This is a genomic window from Pseudomonas sp. DTU_2021_1001937_2_SI_NGA_ILE_001, assembly GCF_032463525.1.
Taxonomy (GTDB): domain Bacteria; phylum Pseudomonadota; class Gammaproteobacteria; order Pseudomonadales; family Pseudomonadaceae; genus Aquipseudomonas.
This window is the reverse complement of the sequence record NZ_CP135971.1, coordinates 5,134,007-5,147,139: the sequence shown is the minus strand read 5'-3', so window position 1 is coordinate 5,147,139 and position 13,133 is coordinate 5,134,007. Positions and strand designations below refer to the sequence as shown.

Here is a 13,133-nt window from a genome sequence, read left to right as displayed (position 1 = left end):
GCAGCGCGGCGCCCGTCCTGAAAAGCAGGTCGCGATTCTCCGGGATCAAGCACGGAAAGCAAGGTTTATCGGATCAAACGTGCGAAAAACAACGGTTGTACGGGAATTCCAGCGCATGCATTGCAGAAAAATGGCGCGACTTGCGCATCAATGTGCCACCACCTGCAATTTCATTGCTGCCAGCGATAGAGGAACACAGAGGCACGGCGAGCTTTCCATAGCTCACCGTGCCTGGCAGGCATCCATGTCTGCGCTCAACGGCCTGAGGGACGCTTATTCGATAGCCAGCCTGTCGCGGTTCTTGTCCAGCAGGGTCTTGCCGATGCCCTTGACCTCAAGCAGCTCATCGACCGAGGTGAAGTTACCGTTCGCTTCGCGGTAGGCCACGATGGCATTGGCCTTGTTCAGGCCGATGCCCGACAACTCCTTCTGCAGGGTCAGCGCATCCGCCGAATTGATATTGATGCGGGCGTCAGGCGCCTGCATCTCGGTCATGCTGGCCATGATCGGTTCAGGATCCGACATACTGGCCGTGGTGGCGCTAGCAGTGAGAGAGGTACAGGCCACCAGAGCAGCCAGAAGGGAAGAAAACAGCGCATTGCGCATGGTCGATGCTCCTTGGATTGACAAGTCGGTGCGGCAGCGAGGTGCCGCCGCTGAAACTTAGTCCAGGGCACATACCGATTGAAGCGCCGGAACGTATCGGCGCGTGACGCGATAAACGCTTACAAAAACGCCCGTACGACCGGGAAACTCAAGTCTCCTGGCGACGCTCCTGGTGGATCCAGTCGACAATGTCGCCATCCGGGGCGTAACCACTGACCGTATCCCGTAACAACTGCCTGACCGTTTGATAGTCATCATTGTCGACAGCGGCGAGCAGCCGGGTCAGCAGAACCTTGAGGTTTTCCCAGCTCAGGTAGTCTTCGTTGGCACTCATGATCATCGGATGGTCGGTGGCAACCACGTTGTCACCGATCAGCAGCTCTTCATAGAGCTTCTCGCCTGGCCGCAGACCGGTGAACTCGATGGAGATGTCGCCGTGTGGATTCTTGTCCGAGCGGATGCTCAGGCCGGACAGATGGATCATTTTCTCGGCCAGCTCGATGATCCGCACCGGCTCACCCATGTCCAGCACGAACACGTCGCCCCCCTGCCCCATCGAACCGGCCTGGATGACCAGTTGCGCAGCTTCGGGAATGGTCATGAAATAACGGGTGATCTTCGGGTGCGTGACGGTCAGCGGCCCACCTGTCTGGATCTGCTTGTGGAACAGCGGAATCACCGAACCTGACGAACCCAGCACGTTGCCGAAACGGACCATGATGAAGCGTGTCTTGTTGACCTGATAGACATTCGACTGGTCACCGAACATCACCGGCGCCGTCTCCCGACTGAGCGCCTGCAGGATCATCTCGGCAAGGCGCTTGGTGCTGCCCATCACGTTGGTGGGCCGTACGGCCTTGTCGGTTGAGATCAGCACGAAGTTGGCAACCCCGGCCTGCAGTGCCGCCTGGGCCGTATTGAGAGTGCCGACCACGTTGTTCACCACGCCTTCGGCGATATTGTGCTCGACCATTGGCACATGTTTGTAGGCGGCGGCGTGGTAGACGGTATCGACTTTCCAGGTTTTCATCACATCCAGCAGCCGCGGGTGGTTGCGTACCGAGCCGAGGATCGGCAGCAGCTTGACCGCCAGCGCTTCGCGGGCGAGGCGTTGCTCCAGTTCGCTGAGGATGGTGTAGAGATTGAATTCGCTGTGATCGAACAACAATAGCGTAGAAGGCTTGAGCAGCAGGATCTGCCGGCACAGCTCGGAGCCGATCGAGCCGCCGGCACCGGTGACCAGCACCGTCTGCCCCTTGATGCAGTGCTCCAGCAGGTTCTCCCGCGCGGGGACCGGGTCACGCCCCAGCAGGTCGGCGATATCCACTTCCTGCAGGTCGTCGACCTTGACCCGTCCTGCCGCCAGGTCCATCACGCCGGGCACACTGCGCACATGCAGCGGGAAACCCTCCAGGTAACCGAGGATTTCGCGCCGTCGGCCACGGGTCGAGGACGGAATCGCCAGGAGAATCTCCTGCGCGCCAGTGACTTCGATCATCCGCTGAATGTGCTTGGGCTTGTAGACCTGCAGGCCGGAAATGATCCGGTTGGAAATCGACTCGTCGTCGTCGATGAAGGCCACCGGACGCATCAGGCGCCCCATTCGCAGTGCGGCGACCAGTTGGTTGCCTGCGGCCCCTGCCCCATAGATGGCAACCTTGCGCAGCCCGTCGTCACGACTGGTGAAGGGCACATGCTGCACGGCAGCGAACCAGTCCCCCAGGAAGTATTGGCGCATGGCCAGGCGCAGGCCACCGATCATGACCATACTCAACCACCAATAGTTGAACATGATGGAGCGCGGTACGATTTGCTGATGATTGCTGTAGGCATACACGACGCAGCCAAGGATCAGCGAAGACAGAGTCACGGCCTTGATGATGGCGATCAACGCGTCGTTGCCGAAATAACGCATCACGGCCCGATACATGCCGAAGCGTATGAATAGCGGAATGCAGACCAGAGGGGCGGCGATGAACAGCCAGGTGAACTTTTCCAGCGGGTTGATCAGGTCATCGACACCCAGCCGCACCACGAAGGCCATCCACAGGGCGAACCAGACCAGCAGGACGTCGGCCGCGACCTGAATGATCCGCTTTTGGCGGCGCGGCAGCGCCAGCAAAAAAGCCCGTATCTTGTCCATGATGCCTTCGATCAATCCTTGCCACCCTCTTAGATTCATACCGCAACCTACCAAGCCCGTACGGCACACAGGGCAATTGTTTCAATCTATATGAAAAGCCTGGGTCAGCGCAGTTCCTTCATGGCCGTTCAGCCTTTCCCGCATGAAATTTCATCGCCAGCAGCACCAACGGCAGGTAAGCGATCAGGATTCCACTCACCCCGTCCAGCCAGCCGACGGATACCGCCAGCGCCCAGGGCATCAGCCACACCATGTTGATCGCCAGCACGGCCAGGGTCACCGGCAAGTGTCTGCCATACCGTCGCGAGGCGTACTGATAGGCATGACTGCGGTGCGCCTCATAGACCTTCTCGCCGCGAAGCAGGCGACGCAGCAAGGTGACAGTGGCATCCACCACGAACACCCCGAGCAGAATCAGCCAGGCCCAGAAAAGATTTGGCAAGAGCCAACCGGCCTGCAGCGACAGCACGCCCAACACGAGGCCTAGAAAGCCGCTGCCCGCATCGCCCATGAAGATCCGCGCCGGCGGGAAGTTCCAGTACAGAAAACCGGCCACCGCAGCCGCCAGCAACGCGGGCGCCAGAACCTGTTCGCCGGCTCCGGCAAAGGTATGGACCAGGCAGGCGCCGACACAGACACTGACCGCCTCGACACTGGCGATACCGTCGATGCCGTCCATGAAGTTGTACAGATTGAGCATCCATACCAGATAGAACGCCGCCAGCACGCTGCCAAACAGCCCAAGATCGACACGCCACCCGAAGAGGTCCAGCGGCGCCAGACCACCCAGCCACACCAGTGCCCACACAGCCGCCAGAAAATGCCCCAGCAGGCGCCAGCGCGCGGCGATATGGCCGTGATCGTCCATGAAGCCGATCACCGCTACCAGCCCGCCAGCGCCAGTAATGGCCATCAACAGATCCGCCGACAGGCGTCCCGTGGCACCCAGACAGGCCGTCGCCAACAGGAACGCCACGACGATGGCCACCCCCCCACCGCGGGGCGTCGGCACCGAATGAGAGCTGCGAGCATTGGGTACGTCCATCAGACTCCTGGCCAGCGCGTAGCGACGCAGCACGGCGGTCAACATCAGGGACAGCAGGGCAAAACCGACAATCCACCACCACTCAAGCATTTCGTTTTGTTTCCAGATAATGGTCGGCGGTTTCCTGCATCGCCTGTTCGACACTCACGGGCGGTGTCCAGCCCAGCTGCTTACGGGTCTTGTCGATATCCACCTGCAGCGAACCGCACAGGCGTTGCGCGAAAGCCCGCTTGCCCAAGGCAATGGCCAGCCCACTTAGCAGCCATGCCGGTATGGGCAACAGACGAGCTGGCCTGCCCAATGCCCTGCCCATCCGTTGTAACAATTGCGTGGTAGAAAGGTCTTCACCGTCGCTGACCAGAAAGGTCTGGTTCGCGGCGGCTGGATGATCGACGCAGGTTACCAGCAGGTCGACGAGGTTGCCCCGTGCCACAAGGCTACGGCGGTTGTGAATCGCACCCAGCGGCATTGGCACCCCCTTGTCCAACCAGCGCAACATGCTCAGAAAATTTGCCTTTACCCCGGGGCCGTAGACCAGCACCGGACGAATGATCACCACCTCCATGCCGGTGCGCAGCGCCAGGTCGCGCAGACCCTGCTCGGCAGCCTGCTTGGACTGTCCATATGCATCGCTGGGCTCACCCACTGCATCAGCCGTGAATGGCGAGCCTGGGCGTGAAAACTCGCCATTGACCTTTATCGAACTTACAAAGACGAAGCGTTTGACACCCGCAGCGGCTGCCCGTTCAGCCAGATTGAGGGTCGCGGCGACATTGGCCTCGAAATACTCGGCTCGAGGATCTGTGCTGGTATCGTGCAGAACATGCACGCGAGCCGCACAGTGGATGATCACGTCGAGGCCCGTCACGAAGGGCTGCCATGCATGATCTGCCGTCAACTGCTGTGCGCTCAGCACCTCGATCGATTTATCAGTCGTATCGTAGCGACCACGAACTGCGACGCGCAGCCGGTGCGTGCTGGTTTGAGCAAGGTGTCTGACCAAGGCATCGCCTACGAACCCCGTAGCCCCCGTAATGCCAATGGACAAGGCGGGGCGTGCCATTTGCTGGGTAGGGTTACACGGGTCTTCGGTCACGTTGGAAACTTTCACTGACAATCAATACGCGAGTCTAACATCAAGGTCCTGTGGCATGTCGGGCTCATTGGGCCCAGGCATTCTCCGCCTGCGCGCTCGGGCTCCCACCCCACCGCACCAAGGAAACCTGCGCACGGCGCAACGCGCGCAAGCGTCGAGGGAGCATTTTGCACCTGTATCGACGGATTTCAAAAAACGAACGTTGAATTCATTTTTCTTCTAATTCGCTACAAACTCCCGATACTTGCTGAGAGATTGTGAGTTTTTCGCGCAACGAGAACGCGCTGCAGAAAATTCTTCGAAGTAAAGCGAAGTTTCCTACGGAAGATGGAAACAACACTTACATAGATAGGATGTGACTCAAGGAGACGCGCCAGGCAAGTCCGCTCAAGTCAGGGCACATGGAAAGAAGCACAGGACAGATGAGTCCGGGACATCGGCCTTCGGCACCCCCCCCCCACATGACGAGAGAGAATCAGAACTTTGCTGCCGGCCCCCGCGGACGTTTTCTGAGCGTGGCGAACCAAGCGAGCACCGGCCCGATGAGCATGCCAAGCAACAAGGCAAGGATCACGGGCACAGCAATAGAGAGCTCAGGCGCTGACCAGCCAAAGAACACCAATGCGACCGGCTGACGATTCTCGAGGACGAATACGGCAGTTGCAATGACCAACGACAGAATCACCAAACCTGCCAGCACGCTCTTCAACCTGCGCATTCACGCCTCCTTTTCGGCTGCCTGATGAGAAGCCTCATCATCGTCGTTGACCCGGTCACGCAGCTCCTTGCCGGGCTTGAAGTGAGGCACGAACTTCCCGTCGAGATTGACGGACTGGCCGGTCTTTGGGTTACGCCCAACACGAGGTGCGCGATAGTGCAATGAAAAGCTGCCAAACCCCCGTATTTCGATACGGTCGCCTGTGGCTAGGCACTGGGACATTTGCTCAAGCATGGTCTTGATGGCCAACTCGACATCCTTGGATGAGAGAAGCCCCTGATGGGTGACAATTCGTTCGATCAACTCCGACTTCGTCATGTTTTTCCCTTCTTTTTCAAGCAGCTAGATCAGCGCTTCAGAGGTTTTAGCATGACCGGATGAATTTGAACAGCCTGCATCTTGACTTATGTGAAGCATGCGCGATGCAGCCTATTTCACAGACACAGGCATGGCAGCAGCCGTTCGCCGCCCGCCGGGCTTGCAGCCGTCCCGCTCGCCATGAACAGTGCGGCGAAGCGATGATGAGCAGATGTTTCCAGCGCCCACAAAAAAGGGCGACCGAAGTCGCCCTTTTTCAATGGATCACAGAACTCAGTTCTGCTTTTCCATTTGTGCACGCAGCAGGTCACCGATGGTGGTCGGGCCAGTGCTTTCAGTAGCTTCTGGCTTGTTGCGCAGGCTCTGAATCGCTTCTTTCTCTTCTTCGACGTCTTTCGACTTGATCGACAGGCTGATTACGCGGCTCTTGCGGTCAACGCTGATGATCTTGGCTTCGATCTCTTCGCCTTCCTTCAGGACGTTGCGCGCGTCTTCAACGCGGTCACGGCTGATTTCAGAAGCTTTCAGAGTGGCTTCGATGTCGTCGGCCAGGGTCACGATAGCGCCCTTGGCGTCAACTTCTTTCACGGTACCGCGAACGATAGCGCCTTTGTCGTTGACGTTGACGTACTCGGAGAACGGATCGCTTTCCAGTTGCTTGATACCCAGGGAGATGCGCTCACGCTCTGGGTCAACCGACAGGATGACGGTGTCCAGCTCGTCGCCCTTCTTGAAGCGGCGAACAGCTTCTTCGCCTGGCTCGTTCCAGGAGATGTCGGACAGGTGAACCAGACCGTCGATGCCGCCGTCCAGACCGATGAAGATACCGAAATCGGTGATCGACTTGATGGTGCCGGAGATGCGGTCGCCCTTGTTGAACTGGCCAGAGAAGTCTTCCCATGGGTTCGACTTGCACTGCTTGATGCCCAGGGAGATACGACGACGCTCTTCGTCGATGTCCAGAACCATGACTTCCACTTCGTCGCCAACCTGAACGACTTTGGATGGGTGGATGTTCTTGTTGGTCCAGTCCATTTCGGAAACGTGTACCAGGCCTTCCACGCCTTCTTCCAGCTCAGCGAAGCAGCCGTAGTCGGTCAGGTTGGTAACGCGTGCAGTCACGCGGGTACCTTCTGGGTAACGAGCCTTGATAGCAACCCATGGGTCTTCGCCCAGTTGCTTCAGACCCAGGGAAACGCGGTTGCGCTCGCGGTCGTACTTCAGGACCTTCACATCGATCTCGTCGCCAACATTGACGATTTCCGATGGGTGCTTGATGCGCTTCCAGGCCATGTCGGTGATATGCAGCAGGCCATCGACGCCGCCCAGGTCCACGAATGCACCGTAGTCGGTGAGGTTCTTGACGATACCCTTGACCTGTTGACCTTCCTGCAGGGATTCCAGCAGGGCTTCGCGCTCGGCGCTGTTCTCGGCTTCCAGGACACTGCGACGGGAAACGACAACGTTGTTGCGCTTCTGGTCCAGCTTGATGACCTTGAACTCGAGCTCTTTGCCTTCGAGGTGGGTAGTGTCGCGAACCGGACGAACGTCGACCAGCGAACCCGGCAGGAATGCACGGATGCCGTTGACGTCGACGGTGAAACCGCCCTTGACCTTGCCGTTGATGACGCCCTTGACCACTTCTTCGGCGGCGAAAGCTGCTTCCAGAACAATCCAGCACTCGGCGCGCTTGGCTTTCTCGCGGGACAGCTTGGTTTCGCCAAAGCCGTCTTCGACCGCGTCCAGCGCAACGTGCACTTCGTCACCGACCTTGATGGTCAGCTCGCCAGCATCGTTGTAGAACTGCTCGAGCGGGATGACGCCCTCGGACTTCAGACCAGCGTGTACGGTTACCCAGTCACCGTCGATGTCGACGACGATACCGGTAATGATTGCGCCTGGCTGAAGGTTCAGGGTTTTCAGGCTTTCTTCAAAAAGTTCTGCAAAGCTTTCGCTCATTTTAATTCCTGTGTGATCAAGGGCGAAGAATACGCCCATCTGCCACGTTCCAGACCACGTGGGTTTCGTTCATGTAAAAGGAAGCCTGCAGGATGCTGTCTGGTCTCCCGCATGGCTCCTTGATCATCCGGCGAGATCGCGCAGGGCGACTTCACTCAGGATGCGTTGCAACACCTGCTCGATGGACAACTCGGTGGAATCCAGCTGAATGGCGTCTTGCGCCGGCTTGAGCGGAGCGACCGCTCGCTGGGTGTCGCGTTCGTCACGGACACGTATCTCATCTAGCAGACTCGACAGACTAACATCATCGCCCTTGGCCTTCAACTGCAGGTAGCGACGACGAGCGCGCTCCTCGGCACTGGCGGTCAGGAAGATTTTCAGCGGTGCATCGGGAAACACCACGGTGCCCATGTCGCGGCCATCTGCCACCAGACCAGGTTCTTCCTGGAAGGCGCGCTGACGCTGCAGCAGGGCATCGCGCACCGCCGGCAGCGAGGCCACCTGGGAAGCGCCGCTGCCCACGTGTTCGTTACGGATCGCGTGGGTCACATCTTCGCCTTCGAGAATGATGCGCTGGCCCTGGCCCTTCTCACCCGCCTCGAACTGAACGTCCAGATGGGCAGCGAGCAGCTTGAGCGCTTCTTCGTTGGTCAGGTCGACACCATGATTGCTCGCGGCGAAGGCCAGCAGGCGATACAGCGCACCGGAATCGAGCAGGCCCCAGCCCAGCTGGGTGGCCAGCAGACCGGCGATAGTGCCCTTGCCCGAACCGCTGGGTCCGTCGATGGTGATGACTGGTGCTTTGATTTTCACGATTGTTCCTCTTGTGCGACGGACAGACCGACTTGAGCGCACAGCGCCAGGAAATTGGGGAAGGATGTCGCGACATTGGCACAGTCGCGGATCCGGATCGGTGCCTCGGCCCGCAGGGCCGCGACACTGAAAGCCATGGCGATGCGATGATCGCCACGCGCGTCGAGATCGCCGCCTGACAACGCACCGCCCTCGATGCTGATGCCGTCGGCCGTGGCTTCGGCCCTGACCCCGAGCGCTTGCAAACCTTCGGCCATGATCTGGATGCGATCGCCGTCACGGCCACGCAGATGCCCGGCACCGCGCAGCACGGTGCGTCCACGGGCACAGGCTGCAGCAACGAAGAGCGCGGGGAGTTCGTCGAGTGCCAGCGGCACCAGCGCTTCCGGCACCTCGATGCCGGAAAGCGGCGCCGCACGCACGCGCAGGTCGGCCACCGGCTCGCCACCGACCTGACGACGGTTCTCCAGGACGATATCGGCGCCCATCAGGCGCAGAATGTCGAGGATCCCGGTACGCCCCGGATTGATCCCGACATGTTCGAGCAGCAGTTCAGAGCCCTCGGCGATGCTGGCCGCCACCAGGAAGAACGCCGCCGAGGAAATGTCTGCCGGCACGGCGATGCGCGTGCCGCGCAGGCGATGGCCCGACTCCAGACTGACCCGCCCGTCACCGCGCTCGATGGGGTAACCGAAGCCTTCGAGCAGCCGTTCGGTATGATCACGGGTCGCCACCGGCTCGATCACTGTGGTCCGACCTTCGGCATAGAGTCCGGCCAGCAACAGGCAGGATTTGACCAGGGCGCTGGCGGTCGGCGCCTCGTAGAGCTGCCCGACCAGGCGCCGACCACCGCGCAAGGTCAGCGGTGGACAGCCTTCGCCAGCCGTCTCTACGCCTGCGCCCATGGCCCGCAGCGGGCCGGCAACCGCACTCATCGAGCGCCGCGACAACATCGCATTGCCGGTCAGGGTACTGTCAAAACTCTGCGCCGCCAGCAAACCGGCCAGCAGACGCATGGAAGTCCCCGAGCTGCCCAGGTAGATCGGACCTGGGGCGGACTTGAGGCCGTGCAGGCCCACACCATGGATGGTCACCCGGCCATGCTGCGGCCCCTCGATGACCACCCCCATGTCGCGAAACGCCTGCAGCGTCGCCAGGGCATCCTCGCCTTCGAGCAGACCGTCGATCTCGGTCGTGCCCTCGGCCAGCGAACCGAGAATGATCGCTCGGTGCGAAATCGACTTGTCGCCCGGCACGCGGATGCTGCCCCGCAGCGCACCAGCGGGGCTGGCCACGAAGCTCAGGTTGGCGGTCACCGGCGGCTCGACATAGGCACGCCGCGCAAGAATCTTGCCGAAGTGCTCGCGCGCCATGCGCGCACGGGTGAAGACACCCAGCAACTGATGGCCATCGCCAGCCTCGACCGCTTCGCGCAGGGCATCCAGGTCGCTGCGGTAGGTGTCCAGGGTGCGCAGCACCGCCTCGCGGTTGGCCAGGAAGATGTCGTGCCACATCACCGGGTCGCTGCCGGCGATGCGGGTGAAGTCACGGAAACCGCCCGCCGCATAGCGGAAGATCTCCAGGTTCTCGTTGCGCTTGGCCAGCGAGTCGACCAGGTTGAAAGCCAGCAGGTGCGGCAGATGACTGGTCGCTGCCAGCACCTCGTCGTGGCGCTCCACACGCATGTGCTCGACATCCGCGCCCAGCGCCGCCCACAGACGATGCACCACACTCAGCGCATCGTCGTCGGTTTCCGGCAACGGCGTGAGGATGACCTTGTGACGACGGAACAACTCGGCGTTGGACGCCTCTACCCCGCTCTGCTCGGAGCCGGCAATGGGATGGCCCGGCACGAAACGCGGCGGCATGGCGCCGAACGCCTGGCACGCAGCGCGCACCACGTTGCCCTTGGCGCTGCCGACATCGGTGAGAATGGCATTGCCCAGGTCCAGCAGTGCCAGACGCGCCAGGACTTTCTCCATGGCCAGGATCGGCACCGCCAGCTGAATCACATCGGCGCCCTGGCAGGCCACGGCGAGGTCTTCCTCGCAGCGGTCGACCACCCCCAGCGCCACGGCCTGGCGGCGTGACAGGGGGTCGAGATCAACCCCCACCACCTCGCGGCACAGACCGCTCTCGCGAATACCCTTGGCGAACGAGCCGCCGATCAGACCCAGGCCGACCACCACCAGGCGGCCGACCAACGGCGCTGCGTTATTCAAGGCCATGCCTTACAGCACCGCTTTGGGGTAGGAGCCCAGCACTTTCAGCGCCACGGCTTCCTGGCGAATCCTCTCCAGCACGGCCTTGACCAGCGGGTCCTGGTGGTGACCCACGAAATCGATGAAGAACACGTAGGTCCATTTGCCGCTGCGCGATGGACGGGTCTCGATGCGCGTCAGGTCCAGGCCGTTCTCATGGAACGGCACCAGCAGCTCGTGCAGCGCACCGGGCTTGTTGCTCATGGAGACGATGATCGAGGTCTTGTCGTCGCCGGTCGGCGGCACTTCCTGATTACCGATGATCAGGAAACGCGTGGAGTTGTCCGGGCGATCCTCGATCTTCTCCGCCAGTCGGGTCAGACCGTAGAGGTTGGCCGCCATGTCCCCGGCGATGGCCGCCGAGTTCCACTCGCTCTTCACCCGCTTGGCGGCGTCGGCATTGCTGGCGACGGCCACGCGCTCGACGTTCGGGTAATGCGCGTCGAGCCACTTGCGGCACTGCGCCAGCGACTGGGCATGGGAGTAGATGCGGGTAATGTTCTGGGTCTTGGTGCTCTCGCCCACCAGCAGATGGTGGTGGATGCGCAGCTCGACTTCGCCACAGATGACCATGTCGTGCTCGAGGAAGCTGTCCAGAGTGTGGTTCACCGCCCCCTCGGTGGAGTTCTCCACCGGCACCACGCCGAAGTTCACCGCACCGGCGACCACTTCACGGAATACTTCGTCGATGGCCGCCATCGGGCGGCTGACCACCGCGTGACCGAAGTGCTTCATGGCCGCCGCCTGGGTGAAGGTGCCCTCAGGGCCGAGGTAGGCCACGTTGAGTGGCTGCTCCAGGGCCAGGCAGGACGACATCACCTCACGGAACAGGCGCGCCATCTCTTCGTTGCTCAATGGGCCACGATTGCGCTCCATGACCCGCTTGAGCACCTGCGCCTCACGCTCAGGCCGGTAGAACACCGGTTCCTCGCCCTCGGCCAGCGAAGCCATCTTGACCCGCGCTACGTCCTGGGCGCAGCGCGCGCGCTCGCTGATCAGTTCCTGAATCTTCTCGTCGAGGGCGTCGATTCGTACGCGCAGCGCCTTGAGTTCCTGGTCGGACATCAGCCGTGCTCCTTCTCGAAGTCTTTCATGTAGGCCACCAGTGCATTCACGGCATCCAGACCGACGGCGTTGTAGATCGAGGCACGCATGCCACCGACCGAACGGTGACCCTTGAGGTTGAGCAGGCCATTGGCCTCGGCACCGGCCAGGAACGGTTTGTCCAGGCGGTCATCAGCCAGGCGGAACGGCACGTTCATCCACGAGCGGTCGGCCTTGGCGATCGGGTTGTTGTACAGCGCGCTGGCGTCGATGTAGTCGTACAGGGTGCGCTGCTTGAGTTCGTTGACCTTGGCCATGGCCTCGACACCACCCTGCTCCTTGAGCCACTCGAAGACCAGGCCCGACAGGTACCAGGCCAGGGTCGGCGGGGTGTTGTACATCGAGCCGTTATCGGCAGCGACCTTGTAATTGAGCATGGTCGGGCACAGGGCACGAGCGTGGCCCAGCAGGTCTTCGCGGATGATCACCACGACGATGCCGCTGGGGCCGATATTCTTCTGCGCACCGGCGTAGATCATGCCGAAACGGGAAATGTCCACGGGGCGCGAGAGGATGTCCGAGGACATGTCGGCCACCAGCGGGATATCACCGGTGTCCGGCACCCAGTTGAATTCCAGGCCACCGATGGTTTCGTTGGGCGCGTAATGCACATAGGCCGCGTTCTTCGAGAGCGTCCACTGGTCCTGGGTCGGAATCGCGAAATAGTCGTAGGGCTTAGCCGTGGCAGCCAGATTGACCTTGCCATAGCGCGCCGCTTCTTCCATGGCCTTGTGCGACCAGATGCCGGTGTCGATGTAGTCGGCTTCGCCGTTTTCCGGCAGCAGGTTCAGCGGAATCTGGGCGAACTGCTGGCTGGCGCCGCCTTGCAGGAACAGCACCTTGTAGTTGGACGGGATATTCAGCAGGTCACGGAAATCCTGCTCAGCCTTGTTGGCGATGGAAACGAACTCGTCGCTGCGGTGGCTCATTTCCATGACCGACAGGCCTTTGCCTTGCCAGTCCAGCAGCTCGGCCTGGGCGCGCAACAGGACAGCTTCAGGGAGCGCAGCTGGACCTGCGCAGAAGTTAAAGGCTCGCTTGCTCATATCCACTCTCGTCAAATGCGTTGG

At 61.0% G+C, this 13,133-nt stretch carries 11 protein-coding genes; all 11 read right to left on the bottom strand.

The features are described from left to right. Window positions 1–273: 273 nt before the first annotated feature. Window positions 274–606 (bottom strand): ComEA family DNA-binding protein, encoded by a 333-nt coding sequence (locus RRX38_RS22575; RefSeq protein ID WP_295478876.1) that lies wholly within the window; start codon window positions 604–606, stop codon window positions 274–276. Window positions 607–754: 148 nt separating this feature from the next. Then, the gene (locus RRX38_RS22570) at window positions 755–2,749 is read right to left on the bottom strand and encodes a polysaccharide biosynthesis protein (protein ID WP_410524845.1); all 1,995 of its coding nucleotides are present in this window, start codon (window positions 2,747–2,749) and stop codon (window positions 755–757) included. A 118-nt stretch (window positions 2,750–2,867) separates the two neighbouring features. Then, on the bottom strand, window positions 2,868–3,884 hold the full coding sequence (locus RRX38_RS22565; RefSeq protein WP_315960722.1) for a glycosyltransferase family 4 protein: 1,017 nt from the start codon (window positions 3,882–3,884) through the stop codon (window positions 2,868–2,870). Further along, window positions 3,877–4,857, bottom strand: coding sequence for an SDR family oxidoreductase (locus RRX38_RS22560; RefSeq protein ID WP_315962731.1), 981 nt, complete (start codon window positions 4,855–4,857; stop codon window positions 3,877–3,879). The genes RRX38_RS22565 and RRX38_RS22560 overlap by 8 nt, the downstream gene beginning before the upstream one ends. Before the next feature lie 508 nt (window positions 4,858–5,365). Further along, a complete protein-coding gene (locus RRX38_RS22555) occupies window positions 5,366–5,608 on the bottom strand; it encodes a LapA family protein (protein WP_295478882.1) in 243 nt (80 codons plus the stop codon). Then, window positions 5,609–5,926, bottom strand: a complete 318-nt coding sequence (gene ihfB, locus RRX38_RS22550; RefSeq protein ID WP_295478884.1) for an integration host factor subunit beta — start codon at window positions 5,924–5,926, stop codon at window positions 5,609–5,611. Window positions 5,927–6,199: 273 nt separating this feature from the next. Continuing rightward, window positions 6,200–7,885, bottom strand: coding sequence for a 30S ribosomal protein S1 (gene rpsA, locus RRX38_RS22545; RefSeq protein WP_295478887.1), 1,686 nt, complete (start codon window positions 7,883–7,885; stop codon window positions 6,200–6,202). A gap of 123 nt (window positions 7,886–8,008) precedes the next feature. Beyond that, entirely contained in the window at window positions 8,009–8,698 is a 690-nt protein-coding gene (gene cmk, locus RRX38_RS22540; protein WP_295478890.1) for a (d)CMP kinase, read from the bottom strand. Continuing rightward, window positions 8,695–10,902 (bottom strand): bifunctional prephenate dehydrogenase/3-phosphoshikimate 1-carboxyvinyltransferase, encoded by a 2,208-nt coding sequence (locus RRX38_RS22535; RefSeq protein WP_315962730.1) that lies wholly within the window; start codon window positions 10,900–10,902, stop codon window positions 8,695–8,697. The genes cmk and RRX38_RS22535 overlap by 4 nt, the downstream gene beginning before the upstream one ends. Window positions 10,903–10,929: 27 nt before the next feature. Beyond that, window positions 10,930–12,024, bottom strand: coding sequence for a prephenate dehydratase (pheA, locus tag RRX38_RS22530; protein WP_295478892.1), 1,095 nt, complete (start codon window positions 12,022–12,024; stop codon window positions 10,930–10,932). After that, complete coding sequence (gene serC, locus RRX38_RS22525; RefSeq protein WP_295478895.1) at window positions 12,024–13,109, bottom strand: 3-phosphoserine/phosphohydroxythreonine transaminase; 1,086 nt, start codon at window positions 13,107–13,109, stop codon at window positions 12,024–12,026. The genes pheA and serC overlap by 1 nt, the downstream gene beginning before the upstream one ends. Window positions 13,110–13,133: the final 24 nt, after the last annotated feature.

What these genes read in the sequence shown, in the direction of transcription:
- ihfB (WP_295478884.1), bottom strand. Translation starts at nt 5,926, where the DNA reads ATGACGAAGTCGGAGTTGATCGAACGAATTGTCACCCATCAGGGGCTT.
- RRX38_RS22575 (WP_295478876.1), bottom strand. Translation starts at nt 606, where the DNA reads ATGCGCAATGCGCTGTTTTCTTCCCTTCTGGCTGCTCTGGTGGCCTGT.
- RRX38_RS22570 (WP_410524845.1), bottom strand. Translation starts at nt 2,749, where the DNA reads ATGGACAAGATACGGGCTTTTTTGCTGGCGCTGCCGCGCCGCCAAAAG.
- pheA (WP_295478892.1), bottom strand. Translation starts at nt 12,024, where the DNA reads ATGTCCGACCAGGAACTCAAGGCGCTGCGCGTACGAATCGACGCCCTC.
- RRX38_RS22555 (WP_295478882.1), bottom strand. Translation starts at nt 5,608, where the DNA reads ATGCGCAGGTTGAAGAGCGTGCTGGCAGGTTTGGTGATTCTGTCGTTG.
- RRX38_RS22565 (WP_315960722.1), bottom strand. Translation starts at nt 3,884, where the DNA reads ATGCTTGAGTGGTGGTGGATTGTCGGTTTTGCCCTGCTGTCCCTGATG.
- serC (WP_295478895.1), bottom strand. Translation starts at nt 13,109, where the DNA reads ATGAGCAAGCGAGCCTTTAACTTCTGCGCAGGTCCAGCTGCGCTCCCT.
- RRX38_RS22560 (WP_315962731.1), bottom strand. Translation starts at nt 4,857, where the DNA reads ATGGCACGCCCCGCCTTGTCCATTGGCATTACGGGGGCTACGGGGTTC.
- rpsA (WP_295478887.1), bottom strand. Translation starts at nt 7,885, where the DNA reads ATGAGCGAAAGCTTTGCAGAACTTTTTGAAGAAAGCCTGAAAACCCTG.